The organism is Limosilactobacillus sp. C0001E2 (assembly GCF_056590915.1).
This window is the reverse complement of record NZ_JBWPXC010000002.1, coordinates 269,879-287,685: the sequence shown is the minus strand read 5'-3', so window position 1 is coordinate 287,685 and position 17,807 is coordinate 269,879. Positions and strand designations below refer to the sequence as shown.

Below are 17,807 nucleotides of genomic sequence, written 5' to 3'. Positions count from 1 at the left end.
ACTCCGATAGAATATCGGAATCAGGCTGCCTAATTAAATTATATATTTACTTGTCTACTTGACGGGGCTCAGTTCACTTCGACGATTTTTTCTTTTTTTACGCCAAGTTTTTGGCCAGAATTAACAATCTCTTGATCCAGCCACCGATGTATTGGACCATTAGCATCTTCTGTAGCTAATTGTTTCATTAATCTTTCAAAATACGTAGTGACTGTATAGCCCTCCTTAGCTAAAATATTACTGACCAAATCGTATTCTTTAGATGGCATAAAAATATTATAAGTTGTTGAACCATCTTTATTTTGTTTTTCTTTAACTTCAATGTCATTTTGTTCCATACTTTTTTTACTCCATTTCAATGCAAGTTTTAGTTACCCGTTAATGATACCAAAGGTTGCCGAAATGATGTTTCAAAAGACTTGCAAAACTTCCATCATTACGTAGATAATATAGATGTTTAGAACGATCGTTATATAGATGAACTACAAGGCTATATCAGCCAACTAAGCCGAAATCGTAAATGGAGGAACGGCTATATGGATAATAAAACTCATATGATGTTTCACGATGAAGATGTGCGCCAAAAAGCCCTTGAACAAATGATCACGCTGACTCGTCAATTAGGTGTCCCTGAAGAGCAATTGAAGCACAAAGTTCAGAAACAGTTTAAGTTATCTAATCAGGAAGTTGCTCAATTATTTCAGTAAATAAAAATACCATCCGTAGGTATCACCTTAAGATGGTAAAAGTATTTGTTGACACTCACCGATTGCGGTTGGGTGTCCTTTTTAGATAGTAATAATAACCAATTGAAAAAATCAGACCAATACAATTTAGAACAAAGCAAATTATAAGGACATTGTAAAGCCAATGATATTTGGTAATAATCGTCCTCGTAGGTGGCAAAGATATTATTAATCCTAATAACGACAAAGTAATCACGTTGACTGTTATTGACTTCAAAGGACTCGGTTTTAATTGTTTAGAACGAGCCGTAGTAAATTCTCCTGACTCGTAATGAGCTTTAATCTTATCGTGTAATTTTTTTAATGTCATCTTCATCACCTAGGATTCTTTTTAGCTATCAGGATCTTGGTTGGTAACCATCCCCACAGACCATCCCAGCCAGTAGAATAAACTTGAACATCACTGCACCCTAATTCAGATAACAATTTTTTATATTCCTGTACATGTTCAATATCAATAATCACCAATTGTCCATTATTCTTTAATACTCGCATTGCCTCTTCAATTGATAGACGTCGCTGTGCTTTGGGCTTAACATTATGGATTGCTAAACTTGCAAATACATAATCAAAATGATGATCTTGAAAAGGCAGACTAGTCATATCAGCTGTTTGTAGTCGTGCAACATCATTCAGTCCTAATTGATCTATATTTTGTTGCGTGACAAGCCGTGAATTATTTGACTGATCGACAGAATTCCAAATATCAATTCCAATAACTTTTCCGGGAACGCTTAATTTTTGAGCGACCGTTAATAATACTGCTCCATGGCCGGTTCCTAAATCTAAAATCTGGGAAGTACTTGGAATCTCCAACTTTTCTACTACATGCTGGATAATTCTGTATTTACCAATCAAACTTGTATGCAGATAAATTATTGCCAGCATTATCATCAAAACTGGAAAAACGTAGTTTACGTAATTACCCGAATGCATTACATCCACTAATCCAGCCAATCCACAAATAATGAACATAAGCGGCGTAATGGGCGCATCAATTCCCTTTTTCATATCCAATCCTCCATTTTTTAGGATTATACCTGAAAAAGTGGGGGGTAAAGTGCTTGTTTTCCACACAAATAAACGCCACCTTCACGTTCGAAGATGACGTAATCATTAAGATTTTCTCTGATATCGTTGTACTAACTGATCAGCAAAAATTGGTCTCTAAATTTTAACTTTACTGTTACTCAGGAAGTTCCGGTAGACTAAGTAAGCAGCAATCCCCATCCCCAGTAGGGTACCCGTCAAACTACGCCACATCATACTTGGTGAACTAGAAACCGCGGCCCAAATACTGCGATTTAAAACGGCAATGAGGGTAAAAAACATTCCCATTGCTGTATAGGCAACCACAAGAAATACTGCATTATACCAGGCCGTTTTTCCAAGTGATGACAGGTGAATCAGGCCAAAAATAAATGCCGTTAGCCAAATTGTTATGGAACGATTGAAAATACTATCCAAGGCGCCAAATACATACCCACGGAAAACATATTCTTCAACTAATGGAGCACTAATAACTGTCATGGCAAATTGAAGCCACCAATTGTTCACCGTCGTTACTGATGAATGAAAACCGGTCTGAGCCAACCAGGAAAATAGGTAGACCAATCCATCCGCCAAAATTGCGTAAAATATTGGCCACCATTGAAAATGCCATTTCGCTACTAATGGTAAATGCTGACGAAATAAAAAATGATTTAGTAACCAACCACCACCAATGACAATAATTGGATAAACAATCGTCATCGTGATCACCGCAGCATTTTCCGAAAGGTTTACATGATCAGCTACTGCTAGCGGTGCAATCTGCCCCACGACCATTAATATCATCACTACGATGATCATGATTAACGCTTTGATGTATTTTCGCATCTCGTGCCACCTCGATTTGATAGTTCTAGTTTTATTTTACATCTCAATGACGTTTAACTCTTAGTAATATTCCTCCAACTTAAAAATATCAAAAATTACCATCTTCCAACACTCCATGGAGTTCACGTTCAAATATGGTGAAGTGATTAAAGTTAAGATGTGAATATTCAAGATAAGCGGCGCTCAGCTATTTTGACTGGGTGCTTTTTTTACTTAAAAGGCTGTTTAGTTAATTTGAATAAATATTTTCTCCGTCGCTCAAGTGAAGAATTACTAATGCCTCCAAAATTTTGCCAAGTAATATGACGAAAGCCCAATTGTTTCAAAGTCTTATTAATAAAGATTTTCTTGATAGCATTACCCAAAAAGAACCGAATATACCATGTTGGAGAAGTTGAAGTGGTAAATACATAACAATGCTTAACGTTGGTCAACTCACCCTTCACTCCTGTTTTAGTAACAGTATGTGATAATCCCGGCCCTTCCTTCATCACCTTATCAATGAAGCCCTTCAACACCCCAGGAATACTATTCCACCAGTAAGGTGTAATAAAAATCACAGTCCTTGCTTGCCGACATAAATTCAGGTACCTGGTGACTAAGGGGTCCGTCGTTTCACCACGATGATAAAGCCTCAATTCTTCCGTTGAATACACCGGGTTAAAATGTTCCGCATACAAATCAATTATTTCATACTCCCGCTGACCTGCACTCAAATTCTCTTTAATTGCTTTCAATTCAGCATGATTAAAACTTTGCTCATAGGGATGACAATAAATTATCAAAATCATTTTTGACTACCTCGTATCATTTCGTTCAAAGTACGTTCAACCAAGGTTGAATCATAATTTGTAGCACCTTTTAATATCAGCAAGGAATACCCTTGGATAAAGGACCAGATCTGCGTGAAAAATTGCTGATTGGTGATGCCGCCTTGGTTAACCTGATGGACTAGTTCCATCACCTGATTATAAAATTCAAAATCATGGTTAGTATTATGGTAAAAGTTCTTCAGACTGGAATTGAAAAATAAAAAGTTTACTAACTGTGGTTGCTTTTGACTAAGTAAGCAGAGTTTACCCGCAATCGAAAGTAGTTGAACCTTTGCAGATATTATTTGGTCGACCATCAGTCCTTCAGCTAACTGTTGCGATAATTTAATTGATACCTGATAGAACAGTTCTTCTTTATTTGGAAAGTATTTATAAATAGCGCCAGTTGTCATACCAATCTTGGCAGCTAATTTCCGCATTGAGAGTTTTTCGTAATCATCGTATTTAATCCATTTAATTGTGGCACTAATGATTTTATCTTCCGTACTATCCAAACATGATACCTCCATTAAATAACAGTGTTATTTATGGTTAAAAATATAACACTGTTATCTTACACTGTCAAAAAATTTCAAGATTATGATATTATATCTTAGAAAGTAAAAACACAGTTCGGTTGGTAGTCCGGACGTCAGCATATGCTGATCAGTATCCTTCCCCCCTCCGGGATGTCCCACTTTCTTAATCTAATTTAAGGAGGGGACATGATGGTTATTCAATCTTGTCTAACAATTATTTTTGATGGTAGTTTCTATAAGGCCGTTTTGGAATGTCACGATGGTAGCAACTATTCAGTCGCATCTGTTATGCTTGGTAGTTCAGAACCTAAAATGTCATTAATTCTAAAATTGATAAACCAAGATTATCAGAGATTCCACTTTCACCATGAATTAGACGAAACAGGAATAGTTACTAAACATATCAATCCAAAACGTGCTCAGCAATTGGCCAATAAAGCAATGAAATCGCAAGGTATCAGCAGCAAAGCGCAGAGCACCTTGCAAAAACAATTTGAGGAAAAGAAAAAATTACGAAAAGCGCAGCACTCTACTGAAAAACGATTAGCACAAAAGCTTCGTTATCAAAAACGAGTAGATAAGCGTCGTGGTCATTAATATACCGCATGGTCGTTCTACTGACGATCATGCTTTTCTTTTTCTCTGAACATAGTTGAGTGTACAATTCTCCTCAATAATGCAAAATCAAATTTTTGTTGCAGTAATTTAGTACACTCAATCATTAAGTCAAAAATTGACCATTTTTACAACTATTTTCAACGCTGTCATATCAACACCTTGGCAGCCACTTTCACGACCTTAACCCACTCAACTCTTCAAAATGGACACTTGCACATACAACCCGCAAATCCAGCACGCCGTCCACTCGACCCTCCAGCCTAAAAAACAAAAAGTGTACTAATTCCAATCACTAACAAGGAAATTAGTACACTTTCCATCTATTAAGAATACCGTCACACCGGCATTTAAAGGCTATTTTCTATCCGTTCGAGCACCGTTACGGATTCAACATGTGGCGTCCGCCTTATCCTAATCACACATCACCTCAAACGTTGTGGTAGTGCAGTTTGTTGCAGTATTCTAGGGATTAATTTCTACAGCAATTTAACTAAGCTGAGTGCTTGCTTATCATACCCAGTCTCACTATTTTAGCATTTCATTAACTAACAGGAACTCAATGAACGCTACTATGTTATAGCGTACTTAGTGCCTGTCGAGTGCGTTATAACAATGTTTCAAGGGATCGATGCTATAATTTAGTTATTGAATACTACAAGGAGTGAAATAGCAATGAGTATGTTTAAACTAATCAGTAAATGGAACAATGCTTCAGAGACTTTTCGAGCTCAACAATACATTCTTAATTTAGCTAATGAAGAAGATCTAGTGAAGATTGAAGAAGCCATCAAGCAACGTCGAGAAGAGTTAGCTAAAAAGGCGCCCCAAAAGTAGCGGAAAGGCCACCCTATTGTCCACATTCTGCACATACTAAAAGACCGTCCCGTTAACTTTGGCCAGTTGCGGACGATCTTTTAGTAGCCTAAGTAGCTATCTTTAAGGCTGCTTAGTTTTCTTTGAACATTGATATTCTAACCATCAGTGCCAAATACAAGTAACCTACCTTGATTTTTGCTACGTAATCTAAAAACAATCAGCAAAAATTACTACACACTCAATATGGCTCTTCCTTGCCATCAGCTGCTAAATTTGCTTTTATCGTGTCATAGGTTTGTTTATTCTTTTCATTTACAGCTGTTGTATCCAAAATTAGCACTGCGTTAACAATATCATATATTTTTTCCGGATCATTGTTGAAATCATTGGTGGTTATCAAAATGTTCTTTCTAGCCTTTGAGTTTGCCAATACTTTTCGAAATTTATCTCGTTCTGAAAGATCACTTATCGCTGTTTGGACTGGATGAAAGATTGCAAAATCCTTATTGTCATTAAATCGAAAGTCCCTATTCTTTTTCCATTGTGTAAATTGAATATTCAATCCGTAAATTTTAAAAATATCTCTTAAATTAAAACGAGGTAATGTCTTACGAAGTCCACGTTCCAAAAAATTTTTTCATCTTGAACTCGCGTATTGCCTATTACTAATGTTCCATTTTTATAATGTGGCAAATCATTTAAAATTCCGAAAGTTAATAATACTTTATCATCATCAAAGTATCCCCTCACCAAAATATTATGGACTCCTTGATCCATCATCAACTCACTAAATCTATCAACAAATTTTTCTGGTGTCATTTTTTCAATAATCTCAGCCATATATCTAAGCACCTCACTTGATCGTATATGATACTTCATCGGCGATATCACAGATTTCAGCTATCTTAGAAATCAAAGCTAAAACCACATTAGCTGAGAAGTTGGTTTCAATACTGGTTCCATTATCCAATATTTCTGGCGACCGTTGACTAGCAAACAGCATCTTATTCAAGGAACTGTCACCTTTAATCTTCTCATAGTTACGACTATCTAATCGCCAAATATACTCCATGAAACTAATCAACATCTTACGCCAAGAGTCTAACGGAATATCTTCATCGTTAATGGTTAATCTAGTTGGCTTTTTACCAGTAATATCAATCGATTCCGTGATTGCATGTTCGCCAGTCATACTTTCAACTTGAAGTGTATCAACTGGTTTCGGGAAGATTGCAATCAATTCTTGGGTAAGCTGTTCCGTCCGTTTAACAATGCTATCCTTATTCCAAACTGAATAATCAGTGGCAATTTCTCTGGTTAGGCTGACATTGGATGTTTGATAAACCTCTCGTTTCTCACTGAATACCTTATTTCCCATTTCCTGATTATATTTAGTTAACGTTAGGTTCCCAATTACCCCACCTAATTCTTCATTAATCCGGTTAGCATTAGGGAGTTCAATTCGCCAGTCATTGTTTAGCCGTTGTGGCATAATGTGTTCAACCTGAGCATCATCAAAGTCGATGGTTTCCTTAGTCCGCGATTCTTCTAGAACCACTAATGCCAATTTAGCTAGATTATTTCGTAGACTGTACAAGTTAACATTCATCAAGCTGTCTGCAAATTTTTTATCATCCGGGAAGGAAGTATTCAGTAATGAAACTAACCTTGCCCGATAATCGCCAGCTGCCTTTGTCTTATCACATAAGGCAATTACCATGCGATTTAACCCATTAGTAGGGAGTTGACATGCCTTCAGTCGGAAAAGATAGCTTTCCATGATCCGAGCAACTTCAACCACATCATCCTGACTAACTTCACCCGTTGAAGCCATCTCCAGCATCATGAAAAAGTAAGGATAAACCACTCGACTGTCCATGGCATTAATATGACGCAAAATTGAATTTAACTCCTGAATTCCGGTCTCAGCATGGATCAATTGATCATAAAAAATGGCAAACCGATACAGATCAGCTAGGGCTTCTTCAGAGTCCAACCCCTGTCCATAGTAAAACTCTTTATAAAGCGGATAGATTTTAGCTTTATTAATCATCTTGTGCATCTTCATCGTTAAGTAAAATCTGATGAAATCTGCAAAGGTATTGGTTGTGAAAATTCTCTCCATTTTAACCCAGTATTCTTGGTATAGGCGAGATTGTTTATCTGAATCTAGCTTCATTAATAGAAAGTTACGCACCAAGTCGGATGCAGACAGGGATACCCCTGTCGAGTTCAAACTTTCAAAAATCACCTGCGGATTCTCATCTTGCACATCATTGGTCAGCTCTATATAAACCATATTGAAATGGTTCAAGGCCTCATAGAGTTCCGTACTTGAGAATTCGGATTGTTGGATCCGCTTTTTGAAATATTGATAGTTTTTGACTACCTTAGAAGGGTCATTATACTGATCGAGTCGGTCATTCATCACGGCCTCAAAGGCTTCCATATCATGAGCAACGGGTTTCAACTTGAGATGATTATTTTCTTCCAGATATTTGTTGGTCAAATACTGCTCTTGAATCTCTGCCCGCACTTGGTCATTTACATCAGCTAAGGACTTCAAAAGAAGCATTAAACTCATTAACCGTTGTTGACCATCAATGATTCGGTAAATATGACTCAGCTTCCGACCCGTTTCAGCAACATAGACAATTGCCCCAATAAAATGATCTTGATCATCCTCAGCGGCAATGGTCAGATCCTTAAACAGCTGGCTACATTGCTGCTCATCCCATTCGTAGTTTCGTTGAAAAACAGGAATTTCAAAGATGGTCTTTCCATTTTCAAGGAAGTCAAACAAATGAATACTGTCTGCTTTCACCCTATTTCTCACCTCCAAATTCTTTTTGAATTACCTCTTCTAGCGTTCCATTCTTCGCATATTCGGCAGCATCAATTTGCTTGAAATGTTTACCAAGCACTGAATTCTTTAAGCTTTCATCAAAACCAAAAATATAATTAGTTGCAATCAAGTAAATGATCCGAGTTGGAGCCAGACCATAAACTTGATGCTTCATAATATGCTCGATACGTTCCTGGTCATCCGGGAATAATTCCTTCATCTTTTCGTTTTGGAAGAGGCGCTTGACGATTTCTGTAATGTAGAGCCCAGACTTCATGTAAAGGTCCGCAAAAGTCTTATTAGGATCAGCAAAAATTCCTGGGTTATTAGCTTCTAAATCATCGACCATGTGCTTAACTACCGCTTTTGGTGTATAAATCTGATTGGTCTTTTGTGGCGGAATATAATCAAAAATATCTTCATCGTTAGCTTCATTAAAGTAGTCGCTTAGCTTTTCCTTTAATTCCAAGAATTGTTGAATGGAATCGTTGAAGACTACTTCATCAAAGAGGTGCCCATCAAAGTGCTTCTTCTCACCACTAGCTTCGTCAACATAGTCGCCACCATCACGAAGGAAACGGAATTGATCTTCACTAATCCCTGTTACTTCTTTAAAGACATCGTCTTCCGTGTAATCATCAAAGTTCTGAAAGGTTAAGTTTTCATCACCATAAGCCATAATGAAGCTTGGAATGGTCCGTGAAAAGCCACGTAAGTGAGCCCGCGCGTCCTCTTCGACATTCTTCATCTTTTGCTCTTCTTGATGCTTTTCCACTCGTTCGATTACATTAGCAGGCGTATCAGCAACAGTCTTTTGAACTTGCTGGCGAGCTTTCTCAGTAAACTCTTGTAAGATAGCTTCCGACCTTGCTTCATATTCCTGATCTGCCTCATGCAGTTCATCTTCGCTCCGTGCAGCCGCTTGTTTCTGCTTGTAGTCAACTTCAGCTAACTTCTTCTTATCATTTAGTTCGTCAGCAAGTTGATGGAAGGCTTGCTCGGTATCCTTTTCTACTTGCTTTTGATAACGTTTAGCTTCAGACTTGCTCAAACCATAATCGTCACTAACCCGATTAACGACTTCTTTACCAACAAAATCATTCAACTGCTTAGCAATCTCCTTAGCTGCAGACTTAAAATCTGTTTGATCTGTATTAGTAACGGCATCAGCAACCTGCTGTCCCATATCACTATAAACCTTATCGCCAAAAAGATCCTTAGACTTGCCAATCACACGTTCCTTAGGAATCTCAACTTCGCCTTGATCATTAACAGCAACGTCTTTTGCACCTTCAATTGCTGACTGACTCTTTTTGCTTTTTTCTTCCTTAGCAGTCACTAAGCCATCCAGAATCTCACGCACTTCAGTTGGAGCACTAAAGATTCGGCTGATATTAGTAAAGAGGAAGTTACTCATGAAACCACGCTTAACAACTTCTTGAGACTTTAGATGGCGTGGAATTGACATAACTTGTTTGGCATCTAATTCCACCATCTTACCATCCTCATCTTCACCAATTACCGGGAAGAAATTCAATAATTGCCGAATGTTGGCCTCATGCTCTTCTGCAGTGCCCTTACCATTAGCCGTCTTTTCTAGTAAATTGTTGGCAAATTCATCAAAAATAGTCAAGGTTCTAGTTGGGTCAAAGTCGAAAACATAAGCATTTTGCTTTTGAACCAGCTCACCATCTCGATCGAAAATATAAGGATTTTGCGCCCGGAAAGCTGCCTGCATGTATTCTGAAGGACTCTTCATACTAGAGAGCATTAGTACCCCTGACCAAGGCTTGATAGTTACCCCAGTTGTTAGTTGTCCTACACTGAGAGTGATTGTTTTATCGTGAGTTGCGATCGCACGCTGGACCTTATCAAAGGACTTTTCATTAGCCTGTTCCAACTGATCTTCATTCAACTGATCATCATCAAGCTTACCATCGCCGGCAGCTAAGACAATTTCATATTCACCAAAGACATCGTGGGCCTTTAGCTTTTTAGCTAGAGCCTTAGCACTGTCGACTCGGTTTAATAGCCAGAAAGTATGCGCCAGCTCTTGTCGTAACTCTGGTGTTGAGAAGGGATACTTCTCTTGCTTGGTCAGAGCATCCAAGAAACGGTCGACGGCTTCATCGTAAACAAATTTACCATTTTCCTTTGTTTTGAAGAACTCGTTAAGATCAAAGGCTGGGTCGCCCTGATCACCATCATCAAGTTTAACCTTGCCCTTTAACTCGTCAGCCATCATTGCTGATACCTGGTAGGTGTACATGTTCAATTGGGGCATCACTTCGTAAGGATTGCTACTACCTTCTTGATTTTCATCCCAGTCCAGTTTAGCTTGCTGTTCATCCGCATAAGACCAATTATAGATTTGGTCTGAAGCAAACTTCCCCTTCGCCAAAGCTTTAAATGGTGTTCCAGTCAAATGTAAGGTGTACTTGCGCTTAATCTTATCGAAAGCTTTATCGGTCTTGTAGGTATCTACTCCTTCATGAGCCTCGTCGATTACCAGCAAATCCCAGTTCAGTTCACTAATCCACTTCAATTTGTCGTAATTCCCGCCAAAGTAGACAGAACCTTTTACCCCTTGCAAACTCTCAAAGGCAATTTGTCCATACTCTTTACCATCCGAGATTGTGTTGATAAATTCATCCCTGGAAAGAACCGGACGATTCTTCAAGGCATCCGTTTCACTCACAAACTTGAAGTTAGTCTGCCAAGCAATGAACTTATCAAAGTCATCAAACCAAGAATTGGCAATGCTTGGTCGATTAGTTACCACCAAGATATTTTGCATGTTCATCTGACGAACTAAATCATAAGTGGTTAAGGTCTTCCCAAAGCGGGGCTTGGCATTCCACAAGAACTCATTGCCGTGATTAAGGAAGTAATCGATGGTTTGATCTACCGCTCGTTGCTGTTCCTTACGCAATTCATACTGGGTGCCATCGGTGCCTTGAACATCACTAAAGTCCCGTTCCGTAAATTTATAAAAATACTGGTGGGAAGTATCGCCGTCGACGTGGAACCACTCCGTCTTTGGTTTGCGTTCAACATGGCGTTTACTGGTTAAGTAATAGTGAAAATCATGATCGGTAAAAGTCTCATCTGAGCCATCTTGATAGCGGGCGTTACCTTTCCAGAGAATTTCAGCTTTGACATCCGCAGTATGGGTTTGTTGCCTAATTCGGTCTTCGACAGATTGGCGGTCGGTATAGCCAATCTTCGTCCAACCCCGATGAGAAATATCATTAGGCGTGGTATAGGCATAAATCATGGGGATGATCTTTTTGAATGATTTAATTGTTGGTGCATTCATGTTAGTCCATCTCCTTTACATGGGTTTCAATGAAGTCGATCTCCTCCGGAGAAAGGTTGTACTTCTTGTATAGTTGTTGATCGATTTCTGGGATAGATTTAGTCCAGTCAATATCGGAGTTTGCGGTGAAATCTTGGAGAGGGACATATTTCCAAGTCGATTTAGGATTGTGCTGTGTAACCTTTAGTACACCTAGCATTGTCCTAGCGAACCTAGCCTTGATGTATTTCAAGCAATTTTTTGCTTCATATTGATTATCAAACATTCCGATTGAAATAAAGGTATCAGTATGCCCGATTAGGGGTTCCCCGATTAGGGGTGTTGAAAGCACTTCTCCAATTGCCCCTGTACCATTAGCTTCAGGAACAAAAACATTATATTTGTTGATATATTCATTCATTAATACATAATTTTTGACAATGAAGCGATATTCTCTTTTTCCATTATACCTACCAAGAATTTTATAGTCTGTGGATTCCTTTTGTTCCTTTTGTAGAACATCTGGTAATCGATCAAAAGAGTTTGAAACAATCATATTTCCAGAACCTTTCCCCATTGCATTTTTTGCATCAGGAAAATCTTGAAACATTTTTTCAGAAAAACGATAAGTACCACGTGCAGAAATAACAGTCATCAGGGAGTCTTGGTTACTATCGCTCCAGACTTTCTTTACGAGGCTGTTTAGTTCTCCAAATGGAGTAAATACACCAATGGGGCCTTCTTGCCTCTTATCATCTCTTAGAGTAACCACGACTCCACCTTTAATATCAGTGTTTGCAAATACTTTGCTACTTTTTTGCTCATAGAAAGTAACCTTAATGTGTTCATCATTTAGCATTTGTCTATTCCACTTTTTAGGGGTCTGGCCTGCATTAAACAAAAATCTTCCAGGAGTGATAAATTCAGCTATACTCGATACTTTGTACGCTTGGTCAATAAAATAATGATATATTGGCTCCGCACGAGCATTATCTCCCTTACCATCTTCCTGATATGGCGGGTTCCCAATCACCACATCAAACTTAAATTGATTATCTTCACCGCTCATTTTCCCGTTCCTCCTTGTAGACCTTCAATACATCACATAATGCATATTCTTTTTCAGCTTCTGTCTTTAACTCACCAAACAAACTAAGTTGTCCTTCCGCAGCCCCTACATCATCAATATCACTATTGTTAAATAATGATTTATAGGTAAACACCTCACGTTGAACCTTCCCATCAACTGGCCACCAATGGCTAAACTCAATCAGCTGGCCCTCGTTTGTAGTGTACTCAAGCGTATTTCCTTGGACTATATTAGTTGCAATCACAAACTTAGCTGCCTTATAGAATTCCGTCTTGACGCTCAGGTGTTTTTGCAGCTTTGCTTGGTAGTGATTAATCACCACTTCTAGCATTGCATCCCTAGCTTTAAGAAGGTTGTCTTGCAAAAGTTCAATACCATAAATACCCATCAACGCCCATATTGCCTGCTTTGGCCAGTTCGTCTTACTAACCTGCTGATCAAGATAAGTTAACCGCTGATGCAAAATCTCGACCAAGAACGCCCCTTCCCCCGCGCTGGGTTCCAGAAAGGTCGCGTGAATATCTTTAATTTTCTCTTGAATTGCCGGTTCGGATAGCATTTTTTGCACCATCCATTTGGGGGTAAAGACCTCACCATGATTTTGGACTCGTTCTTTTGATTTAATCAGTTCAGCCGATTCGATTGTTTCTTGTAATTCAAATGGTTTTGCTGCTACCGTGAATTCTTTCTCATCAAACAATGAGATTTCATTTTCTTCTGCTATGAGAATTCACCCCTTACTTTCTTTCTACTTCACAAATATCACTGATATCGCAATCAAGTGCGATACAGATTTTCAATAACACCTCAGTCGTAATATTGCCATTGCGACCTAATTTAGCAATTGAAGCAGCACTAACACCACTGGCTTCTTGCAGTTCTTTTTTCTTCATGCCACGGTCAATTAATAGCTTCCATAACTTGTTATAGCTAATTTGCATTTGAACCTCCTAGATTTCCTTTAAAAATCCTTCTTCATTTTCGTAGCTAATCACATTGATATCTTCGTGTTTAAAATCTATATCACTTGGTAAATGGTCTGGATTTTCAACAACAATCGTCTGGTAACTCTTGCCTCTATCTATGAAAAGCTCAAAAATGCCATGTTTCATACTTTCATTAGGATTATCACTATATTTCTCTGATAGTCCTTCAAGTGGCGTATCGATGATTAGAAACTCAGGTTTATATAGTGCATTCTTATTTATATATTTGCTCAAAGCCATAACTGTAACAGAATTCAAATATGACCTGAAACCTTTACCATGACTAACTTTTTTCTTTTTACCGTTAATCATAATATCAAATGAAGTTTGACCAAAAGTTGCGACATGATGTTTAGGGTAGTTTCCCTTTTCTAACAGACAATTTAAAATATCGCCCATATCATCATAAAAATTTTCTCCCAGCTCTTGTTTTGGTTTGAATTTAACATCCTTTTCTGGTATTCCTTCATCCGTTAATTCGTTAATCTTCAATGTCCATTTTCCTAATAAGGCATCAAAAACCTTAACCTGCGATACCACCTCTATCTGTTCTCGATAATCTTTTTCAGCTGTTTTTATTTTATCCAACCGTGGATATAGCTTCTCATTAAGCTCTATTTGGATCGCATTACTTTCCTTTTCTAGCTCAGCGTATCTTTTTTGCAAAGAAAGTTTCTCCTCGGCAAGACTAGCTGTTGCTTGCTCAAGGTCGTTTAATAAGGCTAAGGTTCTAGAAAGTTCTTTCTGGGCTGCTTCAACGTGCTTAGTTTCGCTTTCTACATTAATGACTGGCTGTCCACATACTGGGCAAAATAAAGGTTCTTCAATGTTTTCAAAGGCGACTTCCCCATCAACAATGAAGCTTAACCTTTTAATATCAGAAACATATTGCCCTTTCAGTGACTCATACCTTGATAAGGTTACATCTGCTGCTACCAGATTGTCATTAAGCTCACTCATCTGGTTGAAGAGTTCCTTACTTTTAGTGAGTTTATCTGTTACAAGAACGGATACTTCATCTAATTGCTTAGTTAAATTATCAAGTTCCGTCTGTAGTTTTGGTTCATTTCCGTTGCTTTTTTGTCTTAACCGAGATTTTTTATCCTCCGCCATTTCTATTTGCCCAGAAATATAGTCTCTGACAATCCTTCTTTTTTCAATTTCCTGCCAATTATAGGTATCAATCCGTTTTCCATTTAATAGATACAGTAGGGAGCTGAGGAAAAGGCCGCTATTGCTAGATGGTAACAGTACCGAATCATCATTCGGCATATCATTCTCATTTAGTAACCACAGTGGCTTCAAGACATTGAAAGAAACATGCCCTGGATCTCTTTTTTCATTTTTGGGGAGATATAGGTCCGTTGGCATATCTATTAATTGTAAGAGTGCAATACCGATATTTAATTTTTTGTCGGTACTGCTATTTGCAGTGTAGTCCCCACTTAGCAATCTTTTGTCCTGGCTTATAGCTCTGATCGTGCTCTTATTCTTAACTAAATTTCTAACTAACTCTACTTCACCCTGTTCTGTTTGAAGCGTTACTTTTACTGTTGTATAGCTTGTACTATCAATATTTAAGGACAGCGAATCTTTCTGATTTCTACCGCCAAAAGCATACTCAATAAACTGAACAATCATTGTCTTTCCATGATTTGAAAGACCTTCAATCAAGTTAAAGCCCTTCGTAAATTTTACGATTGCATCTTCAACTCCATGCCCCTGAACACACACCGATTTGATATAAAAAGACAATTCAATCACCCCACTTCCATATCAAATTGCTTGCTAAGCATTGAAAATAATTGTTCATCATCTCTGTTACCAATTAACTTAATTGCTTTTTTTAAAGTCCTTTGATAACTGTTTGAGTAATCATCATTGACTTGATCAATAATTTTTCTTCCATTACTTGTCAGCCTGTATGTATACCCTAAGCTTGAATCATAAAGTTCCTCGGCTAGCTCATACAAGCGTAAATATGCGATTGCCTGATCAATTAGTTTTTTTCGAATGGCTACCTCTGAAATATCAAACTGATTGTTGCCATGCAAATTTTCATTTGCGATTTTACAAGATTTACCATAGGTAGACATTAGATCAAGTGCTAATATTTTTGATTTTGTTATTTTGTTAGCACTCTTAAGTATCAACATTACTCGTAATACGAGTTCAAATCTGCTATTAAATAACTTCATCGTAATCTACCTTCACCCACGATTTTATTTTCCCATCATTAACTAAAACATGGCATAATCCCTTCTTAGTGTCGTTTCCAAGGATATTGTCAATATTTTTCAAATTTGATCTGTCCAGCTGCAGAATAACCACTTGCTGATGAACCTTTTTTAACCTCTTGATACCATCAGTGCCGAAGTCTTCATCATGATAAACGGGCTCAATACCTTCATAGACATCCTGTTTCAATAAATCATATTGATCATCAAAATCAACCACCGTATCTCTCAAAGATCGTTCATACCAAGCAGCTTCGTTAAAACACCTTTTTTGTCTCTCAAAATGGTTCTTATAATCACTATTTTCTATGTTTTCAGCAGTAATATTTTGTTTTCCTTTTTCCGAATACGCTTCAAAAAGGGCATAACAATACGGTAGAGTACGCGTTACTTCTAATTCGTTGCTCATTAAGTGTTTAGACACTTTAAAAGAAACTCCGTCAACATCGATTTCTTCTTTATCACGCACATACCTTATATATTGATGAACTCCACTACGAACATCGATTTTTTCCTCCTCACTTTTTTTGAGTGGGGATTTTTTATTTTTATTATTTTTTAGATGGCTGCCTTCTTTCAGAGAATCAACCAATAAGTTATAGCATACCCTCCCAACTGTACCTCTATCCATAGGCACTCCAGTAAGTTTTTTAAGGTCTTTAGCAAGGTTACTTCTACCATTTTCAGAGATATTTTCTTCTATATAATCCGCAAATATACTTACTCCGGCTAAATTGTTAAGTATTTTTGCAGTCACTCTTTTTGATGGACCAGTTGCAAAAATAGTTTTGTAAGTTGTATCGGATTTAAACTCATGCAATTTCTCAGTAGTTATAAGGCTGATGACTTTTCTAGCTACATCATATCCCGCTGTACCATCTTTATCCGTCCAGTACTTCTTTAAGATCCCGAGTATTTGATTAAAACTCACATCCATAAACGTCACTCCACCCAATTTGACCTTTTTTGTCTAAATCTGACTTTTTCTGGCTGAGGCATTTTCCTTACATTGTTATTATCAAACCATCAGCTAGAGATTAGTGCTCGGCACCAATACCCCTACACACATTAAATTATAAATGCGTCGGAGTGGATGCTCAACATTAAATTTATGCGTTCGCATATTTTTTTAGCTGTTCAGCATGAGGTATAAGGCCAATATCTGTTACTAGCATGCTACCGAATTAAATATCATTCTGTAACAAAGCCACTAGTAAGGCGCTGTTGCAGTACCCAAGCGATTTAGTCGTTTAGGTCTGTTTAACGCGCTTTTCTAGTGGCTTTTTGCGTCCTTTCAATTTCTTCGCTTGGGAGATCCAAGAGGAGGAATTTTTATGTTGTTTTTCAAGAAAACGGATTATGAAGTAGTTACTAAGCAAGACAGTGGATTTATCGTTCGAATCAAAGGAATGTCTGGTCAAACTGTCACCGTTGATGAAGCGGTTGGTGAAGTCATTCTTGACATTAATAATGACCAGTACAATTCTGACCATCGTTTTTATCGATATCAAGACTCGTTCTTCCAATCATCAGCTAATGAAGAAGAAGTCGAAAATGATTCATTCAGTAGTCTAGCAGACCGTGCATCAATTGAAGCTACTTCAACTTATGGTAAAGAGGCAATTCTTGATCAGTTAATCGCTCAAGAGGATGCTACTGAACAAAAACGTCTAGTTGCTTTACTCCCAGAAGCTCTAGATACCTTAACAGACAAACAACGATATGTTATCAAGCACTTCTTCTTTAAAGGCGAAAAGCAAAACATCATTGCTAAACAAATGCATATCTCACCGATGATGGTTCACAAACATTTAGAAGCTGCTAAGAAGAGGCTGCGGACATTCTACGAGAATTACGCAGAAAAGTAATTTAAAAATTTTGCTCCAAGGAGGTTTATTTCCCTCCTTCATCTGGCAAATAAGTGTGAGGTTATTAAACCCAC

The 17,807-nt window shown here is 37.8% G+C and carries 19 protein-coding genes; 4 read left to right on the top strand and 15 right to left on the bottom strand.

Features of this window, described 5'->3' with window-relative positions; all coding sequences use genetic code 11:
- Window positions 1-68 precede the first annotated feature (68 nt).
- Window positions 69-338, bottom strand: coding sequence for a hypothetical protein (locus AC1EKL_RS03700; RefSeq protein ID WP_480188252.1), 270 nt, complete (start codon window positions 336-338; stop codon window positions 69-71).
- A 198-nt stretch (window positions 339-536) separates the two neighbouring features.
- On the opposite strand from AC1EKL_RS03700, the gene AC1EKL_RS03695 reads away from it, so the two are divergent.
- Complete coding sequence (locus AC1EKL_RS03695; protein WP_480188253.1) at window positions 537-707, top strand: hypothetical protein; 171 nt, start codon at window positions 537-539, stop codon at window positions 705-707.
- Window positions 708-1,061: 354 nt separating this feature from the next.
- On the opposite strand, the gene AC1EKL_RS03690 is transcribed toward AC1EKL_RS03695, so the two are convergent.
- The 4 genes from AC1EKL_RS03690 to AC1EKL_RS03675 all read right to left on the bottom strand — a co-directional run bounded on the left by AC1EKL_RS03690 (window position 1,062) and on the right by AC1EKL_RS03675 (window position 3,951).
- Window positions 1,062-1,757, bottom strand: a complete 696-nt coding sequence (locus tag AC1EKL_RS03690; protein WP_480188254.1) for a class I SAM-dependent methyltransferase — start codon at window positions 1,755-1,757, stop codon at window positions 1,062-1,064.
- Window positions 1,758-1,913: 156 nt separating this feature from the next.
- On the bottom strand, window positions 1,914-2,624 hold the full coding sequence (locus AC1EKL_RS03685) for a CPBP family intramembrane glutamic endopeptidase (protein ID WP_480188255.1): 711 nt from the start codon (window positions 2,622-2,624) through the stop codon (window positions 1,914-1,916).
- Window positions 2,625-2,833: 209 nt separating this feature from the next.
- Window positions 2,834-3,415, bottom strand: coding sequence for an NAD(P)H-dependent oxidoreductase (locus tag AC1EKL_RS03680; RefSeq protein WP_480188256.1), 582 nt, complete (start codon window positions 3,413-3,415; stop codon window positions 2,834-2,836).
- Window positions 3,412-3,951 (bottom strand): TetR/AcrR family transcriptional regulator, encoded by a 540-nt coding sequence (locus AC1EKL_RS03675; protein ID WP_480188257.1) that lies wholly within the window; start codon window positions 3,949-3,951, stop codon window positions 3,412-3,414. Before AC1EKL_RS03675 ends, AC1EKL_RS03680 begins: the two co-directional genes overlap by 4 nt.
- 210 nt (window positions 3,952-4,161) lie before the next feature.
- On the opposite strand from AC1EKL_RS03675, the gene AC1EKL_RS03670 reads away from it, so the two are divergent.
- Together AC1EKL_RS03670 and AC1EKL_RS03665 are read left to right on the top strand one after the other, a co-directional pair.
- A complete protein-coding gene (locus AC1EKL_RS03670; protein ID WP_480188258.1) occupies window positions 4,162-4,572 on the top strand; it encodes a YjdF family protein in 411 nt (136 codons plus the stop codon).
- A gap of 693 nt (window positions 4,573-5,265) precedes the next feature.
- Complete coding sequence (locus tag AC1EKL_RS03665) at window positions 5,266-5,427, top strand: hypothetical protein (protein WP_480189942.1); 162 nt, start codon at window positions 5,266-5,268, stop codon at window positions 5,425-5,427.
- 220 nt (window positions 5,428-5,647) lie between these two features.
- Here AC1EKL_RS03665 and AC1EKL_RS03660 read toward each other — a convergent pair whose 3' ends face one another.
- From AC1EKL_RS03660 to AC1EKL_RS03615, 10 genes are read right to left on the bottom strand one after another with little or no spacing between them, the layout of a single operon-like run.
- Window positions 5,648-6,037 carry a hypothetical protein gene (locus tag AC1EKL_RS03660; protein ID WP_480188259.1) on the bottom strand — a complete coding sequence of 130 codons (390 nt, stop codon included), beginning with the start codon at window positions 6,035-6,037 and terminating at the stop codon, window positions 5,648-5,650.
- Window positions 5,995-6,249 carry a hypothetical protein gene (locus AC1EKL_RS03655; protein ID WP_480188260.1) on the bottom strand — a complete coding sequence of 85 codons (255 nt, stop codon included), beginning with the start codon at window positions 6,247-6,249 and terminating at the stop codon, window positions 5,995-5,997. The genes AC1EKL_RS03660 and AC1EKL_RS03655 overlap by 43 nt, the downstream gene beginning before the upstream one ends.
- A 13-nt stretch (window positions 6,250-6,262) precedes the next feature.
- Complete coding sequence (locus tag AC1EKL_RS03650) at window positions 6,263-8,233, bottom strand: DUF262 domain-containing protein (protein WP_480188261.1); 1,971 nt, start codon at window positions 8,231-8,233, stop codon at window positions 6,263-6,265.
- A 1-nt stretch (window position 8,234) separates the two neighbouring features.
- On the bottom strand, window positions 8,235-11,573 hold the full coding sequence (locus tag AC1EKL_RS03645; protein WP_480188262.1) for a DEAD/DEAH box helicase family protein: 3,339 nt from the start codon (window positions 11,571-11,573) through the stop codon (window positions 8,235-8,237).
- Window position 11,574: 1 nt separating this feature from the next.
- Window positions 11,575-12,621, bottom strand: a complete 1,047-nt coding sequence (locus tag AC1EKL_RS03640; protein WP_480189943.1) for an Eco57I restriction-modification methylase domain-containing protein — start codon at window positions 12,619-12,621, stop codon at window positions 11,575-11,577.
- Window positions 12,611-13,342, bottom strand: coding sequence for a methylase (locus AC1EKL_RS03635; protein WP_480188264.1), 732 nt, complete (start codon window positions 13,340-13,342; stop codon window positions 12,611-12,613). The genes AC1EKL_RS03640 and AC1EKL_RS03635 overlap by 11 nt, the downstream gene beginning before the upstream one ends.
- A 37-nt stretch (window positions 13,343-13,379) precedes the next feature.
- Complete coding sequence (locus AC1EKL_RS03630) at window positions 13,380-13,583, bottom strand: helix-turn-helix domain-containing protein (protein ID WP_161065273.1); 204 nt, start codon at window positions 13,581-13,583, stop codon at window positions 13,380-13,382.
- Between the two features lie 9 nt (window positions 13,584-13,592).
- A complete protein-coding gene (locus AC1EKL_RS03625) occupies window positions 13,593-15,392 on the bottom strand; it encodes a coiled-coil domain-containing protein (RefSeq protein ID WP_480188265.1) in 1,800 nt (599 codons plus the stop codon).
- A complete protein-coding gene (locus tag AC1EKL_RS03620; RefSeq protein WP_480188266.1) occupies window positions 15,389-15,826 on the bottom strand; it encodes an ABC-three component system middle component 2 in 438 nt (145 codons plus the stop codon). Before AC1EKL_RS03620 ends, AC1EKL_RS03625 begins: the two co-directional genes overlap by 4 nt.
- The gene (locus AC1EKL_RS03615) at window positions 15,813-16,802 is read right to left on the bottom strand and encodes an ABC-three component system protein (protein WP_480188267.1); all 990 of its coding nucleotides are present in this window, start codon (window positions 16,800-16,802) and stop codon (window positions 15,813-15,815) included. The genes AC1EKL_RS03620 and AC1EKL_RS03615 overlap by 14 nt, the downstream gene beginning before the upstream one ends.
- 397 nt (window positions 16,803-17,199) lie before the next feature.
- Here AC1EKL_RS03615 and AC1EKL_RS03610 point away from each other — a divergent pair, with 397 nt between their 5' ends.
- Entirely contained in the window at window positions 17,200-17,733 is a 534-nt protein-coding gene (locus AC1EKL_RS03610) for a sigma-70 family RNA polymerase sigma factor (protein WP_480188268.1), read from the top strand.
- Window positions 17,734-17,807 lie beyond the last annotated feature (74 nt).

What these genes read in the sequence shown, in the direction of transcription:
- AC1EKL_RS03665 (WP_480189942.1), top strand. Translation starts at nt 5,266, where the DNA reads ATGAGTATGTTTAAACTAATCAGTAAATGGAACAATGCTTCAGAGACT.
- AC1EKL_RS03620 (WP_480188266.1), bottom strand. Translation starts at nt 15,826, where the DNA reads ATGAAGTTATTTAATAGCAGATTTGAACTCGTATTACGAGTAATGTTG.
- AC1EKL_RS03685 (WP_480188255.1), bottom strand. Translation starts at nt 2,624, where the DNA reads ATGCGAAAATACATCAAAGCGTTAATCATGATCATCGTAGTGATGATA.
- AC1EKL_RS03680 (WP_480188256.1), bottom strand. Translation starts at nt 3,415, where the DNA reads ATGATTTTGATAATTTATTGTCATCCCTATGAGCAAAGTTTTAATCAT.
- AC1EKL_RS03700 (WP_480188252.1), bottom strand. Translation starts at nt 338, where the DNA reads ATGGAACAAAATGACATTGAAGTTAAAGAAAAACAAAATAAAGATGGT.
- AC1EKL_RS03615 (WP_480188267.1), bottom strand. Translation starts at nt 16,802, where the DNA reads ATGGATGTGAGTTTTAATCAAATACTCGGGATCTTAAAGAAGTACTGG.
- AC1EKL_RS03695 (WP_480188253.1), top strand. Translation starts at nt 537, where the DNA reads ATGGATAATAAAACTCATATGATGTTTCACGATGAAGATGTGCGCCAA.
- AC1EKL_RS03670 (WP_480188258.1), top strand. Translation starts at nt 4,162, where the DNA reads ATGATGGTTATTCAATCTTGTCTAACAATTATTTTTGATGGTAGTTTC.
- AC1EKL_RS03690 (WP_480188254.1), bottom strand. Translation starts at nt 1,757, where the DNA reads ATGAAAAAGGGAATTGATGCGCCCATTACGCCGCTTATGTTCATTATT.
- AC1EKL_RS03630 (WP_161065273.1), bottom strand. Translation starts at nt 13,583, where the DNA reads ATGCAAATTAGCTATAACAAGTTATGGAAGCTATTAATTGACCGTGGC.
- AC1EKL_RS03655 (WP_480188260.1), bottom strand. Translation starts at nt 6,249, where the DNA reads ATGGCTGAGATTATTGAAAAAATGACACCAGAAAAATTTGTTGATAGA.
- AC1EKL_RS03645 (WP_480188262.1), bottom strand. Translation starts at nt 11,573, where the DNA reads ATGAATGCACCAACAATTAAATCATTCAAAAAGATCATCCCCATGATT.
- AC1EKL_RS03610 (WP_480188268.1), top strand. Translation starts at nt 17,200, where the DNA reads ATGTTGTTTTTCAAGAAAACGGATTATGAAGTAGTTACTAAGCAAGAC.
- AC1EKL_RS03640 (WP_480189943.1), bottom strand. Translation starts at nt 12,621, where the DNA reads ATGAGCGGTGAAGATAATCAATTTAAGTTTGATGTGGTGATTGGGAAC.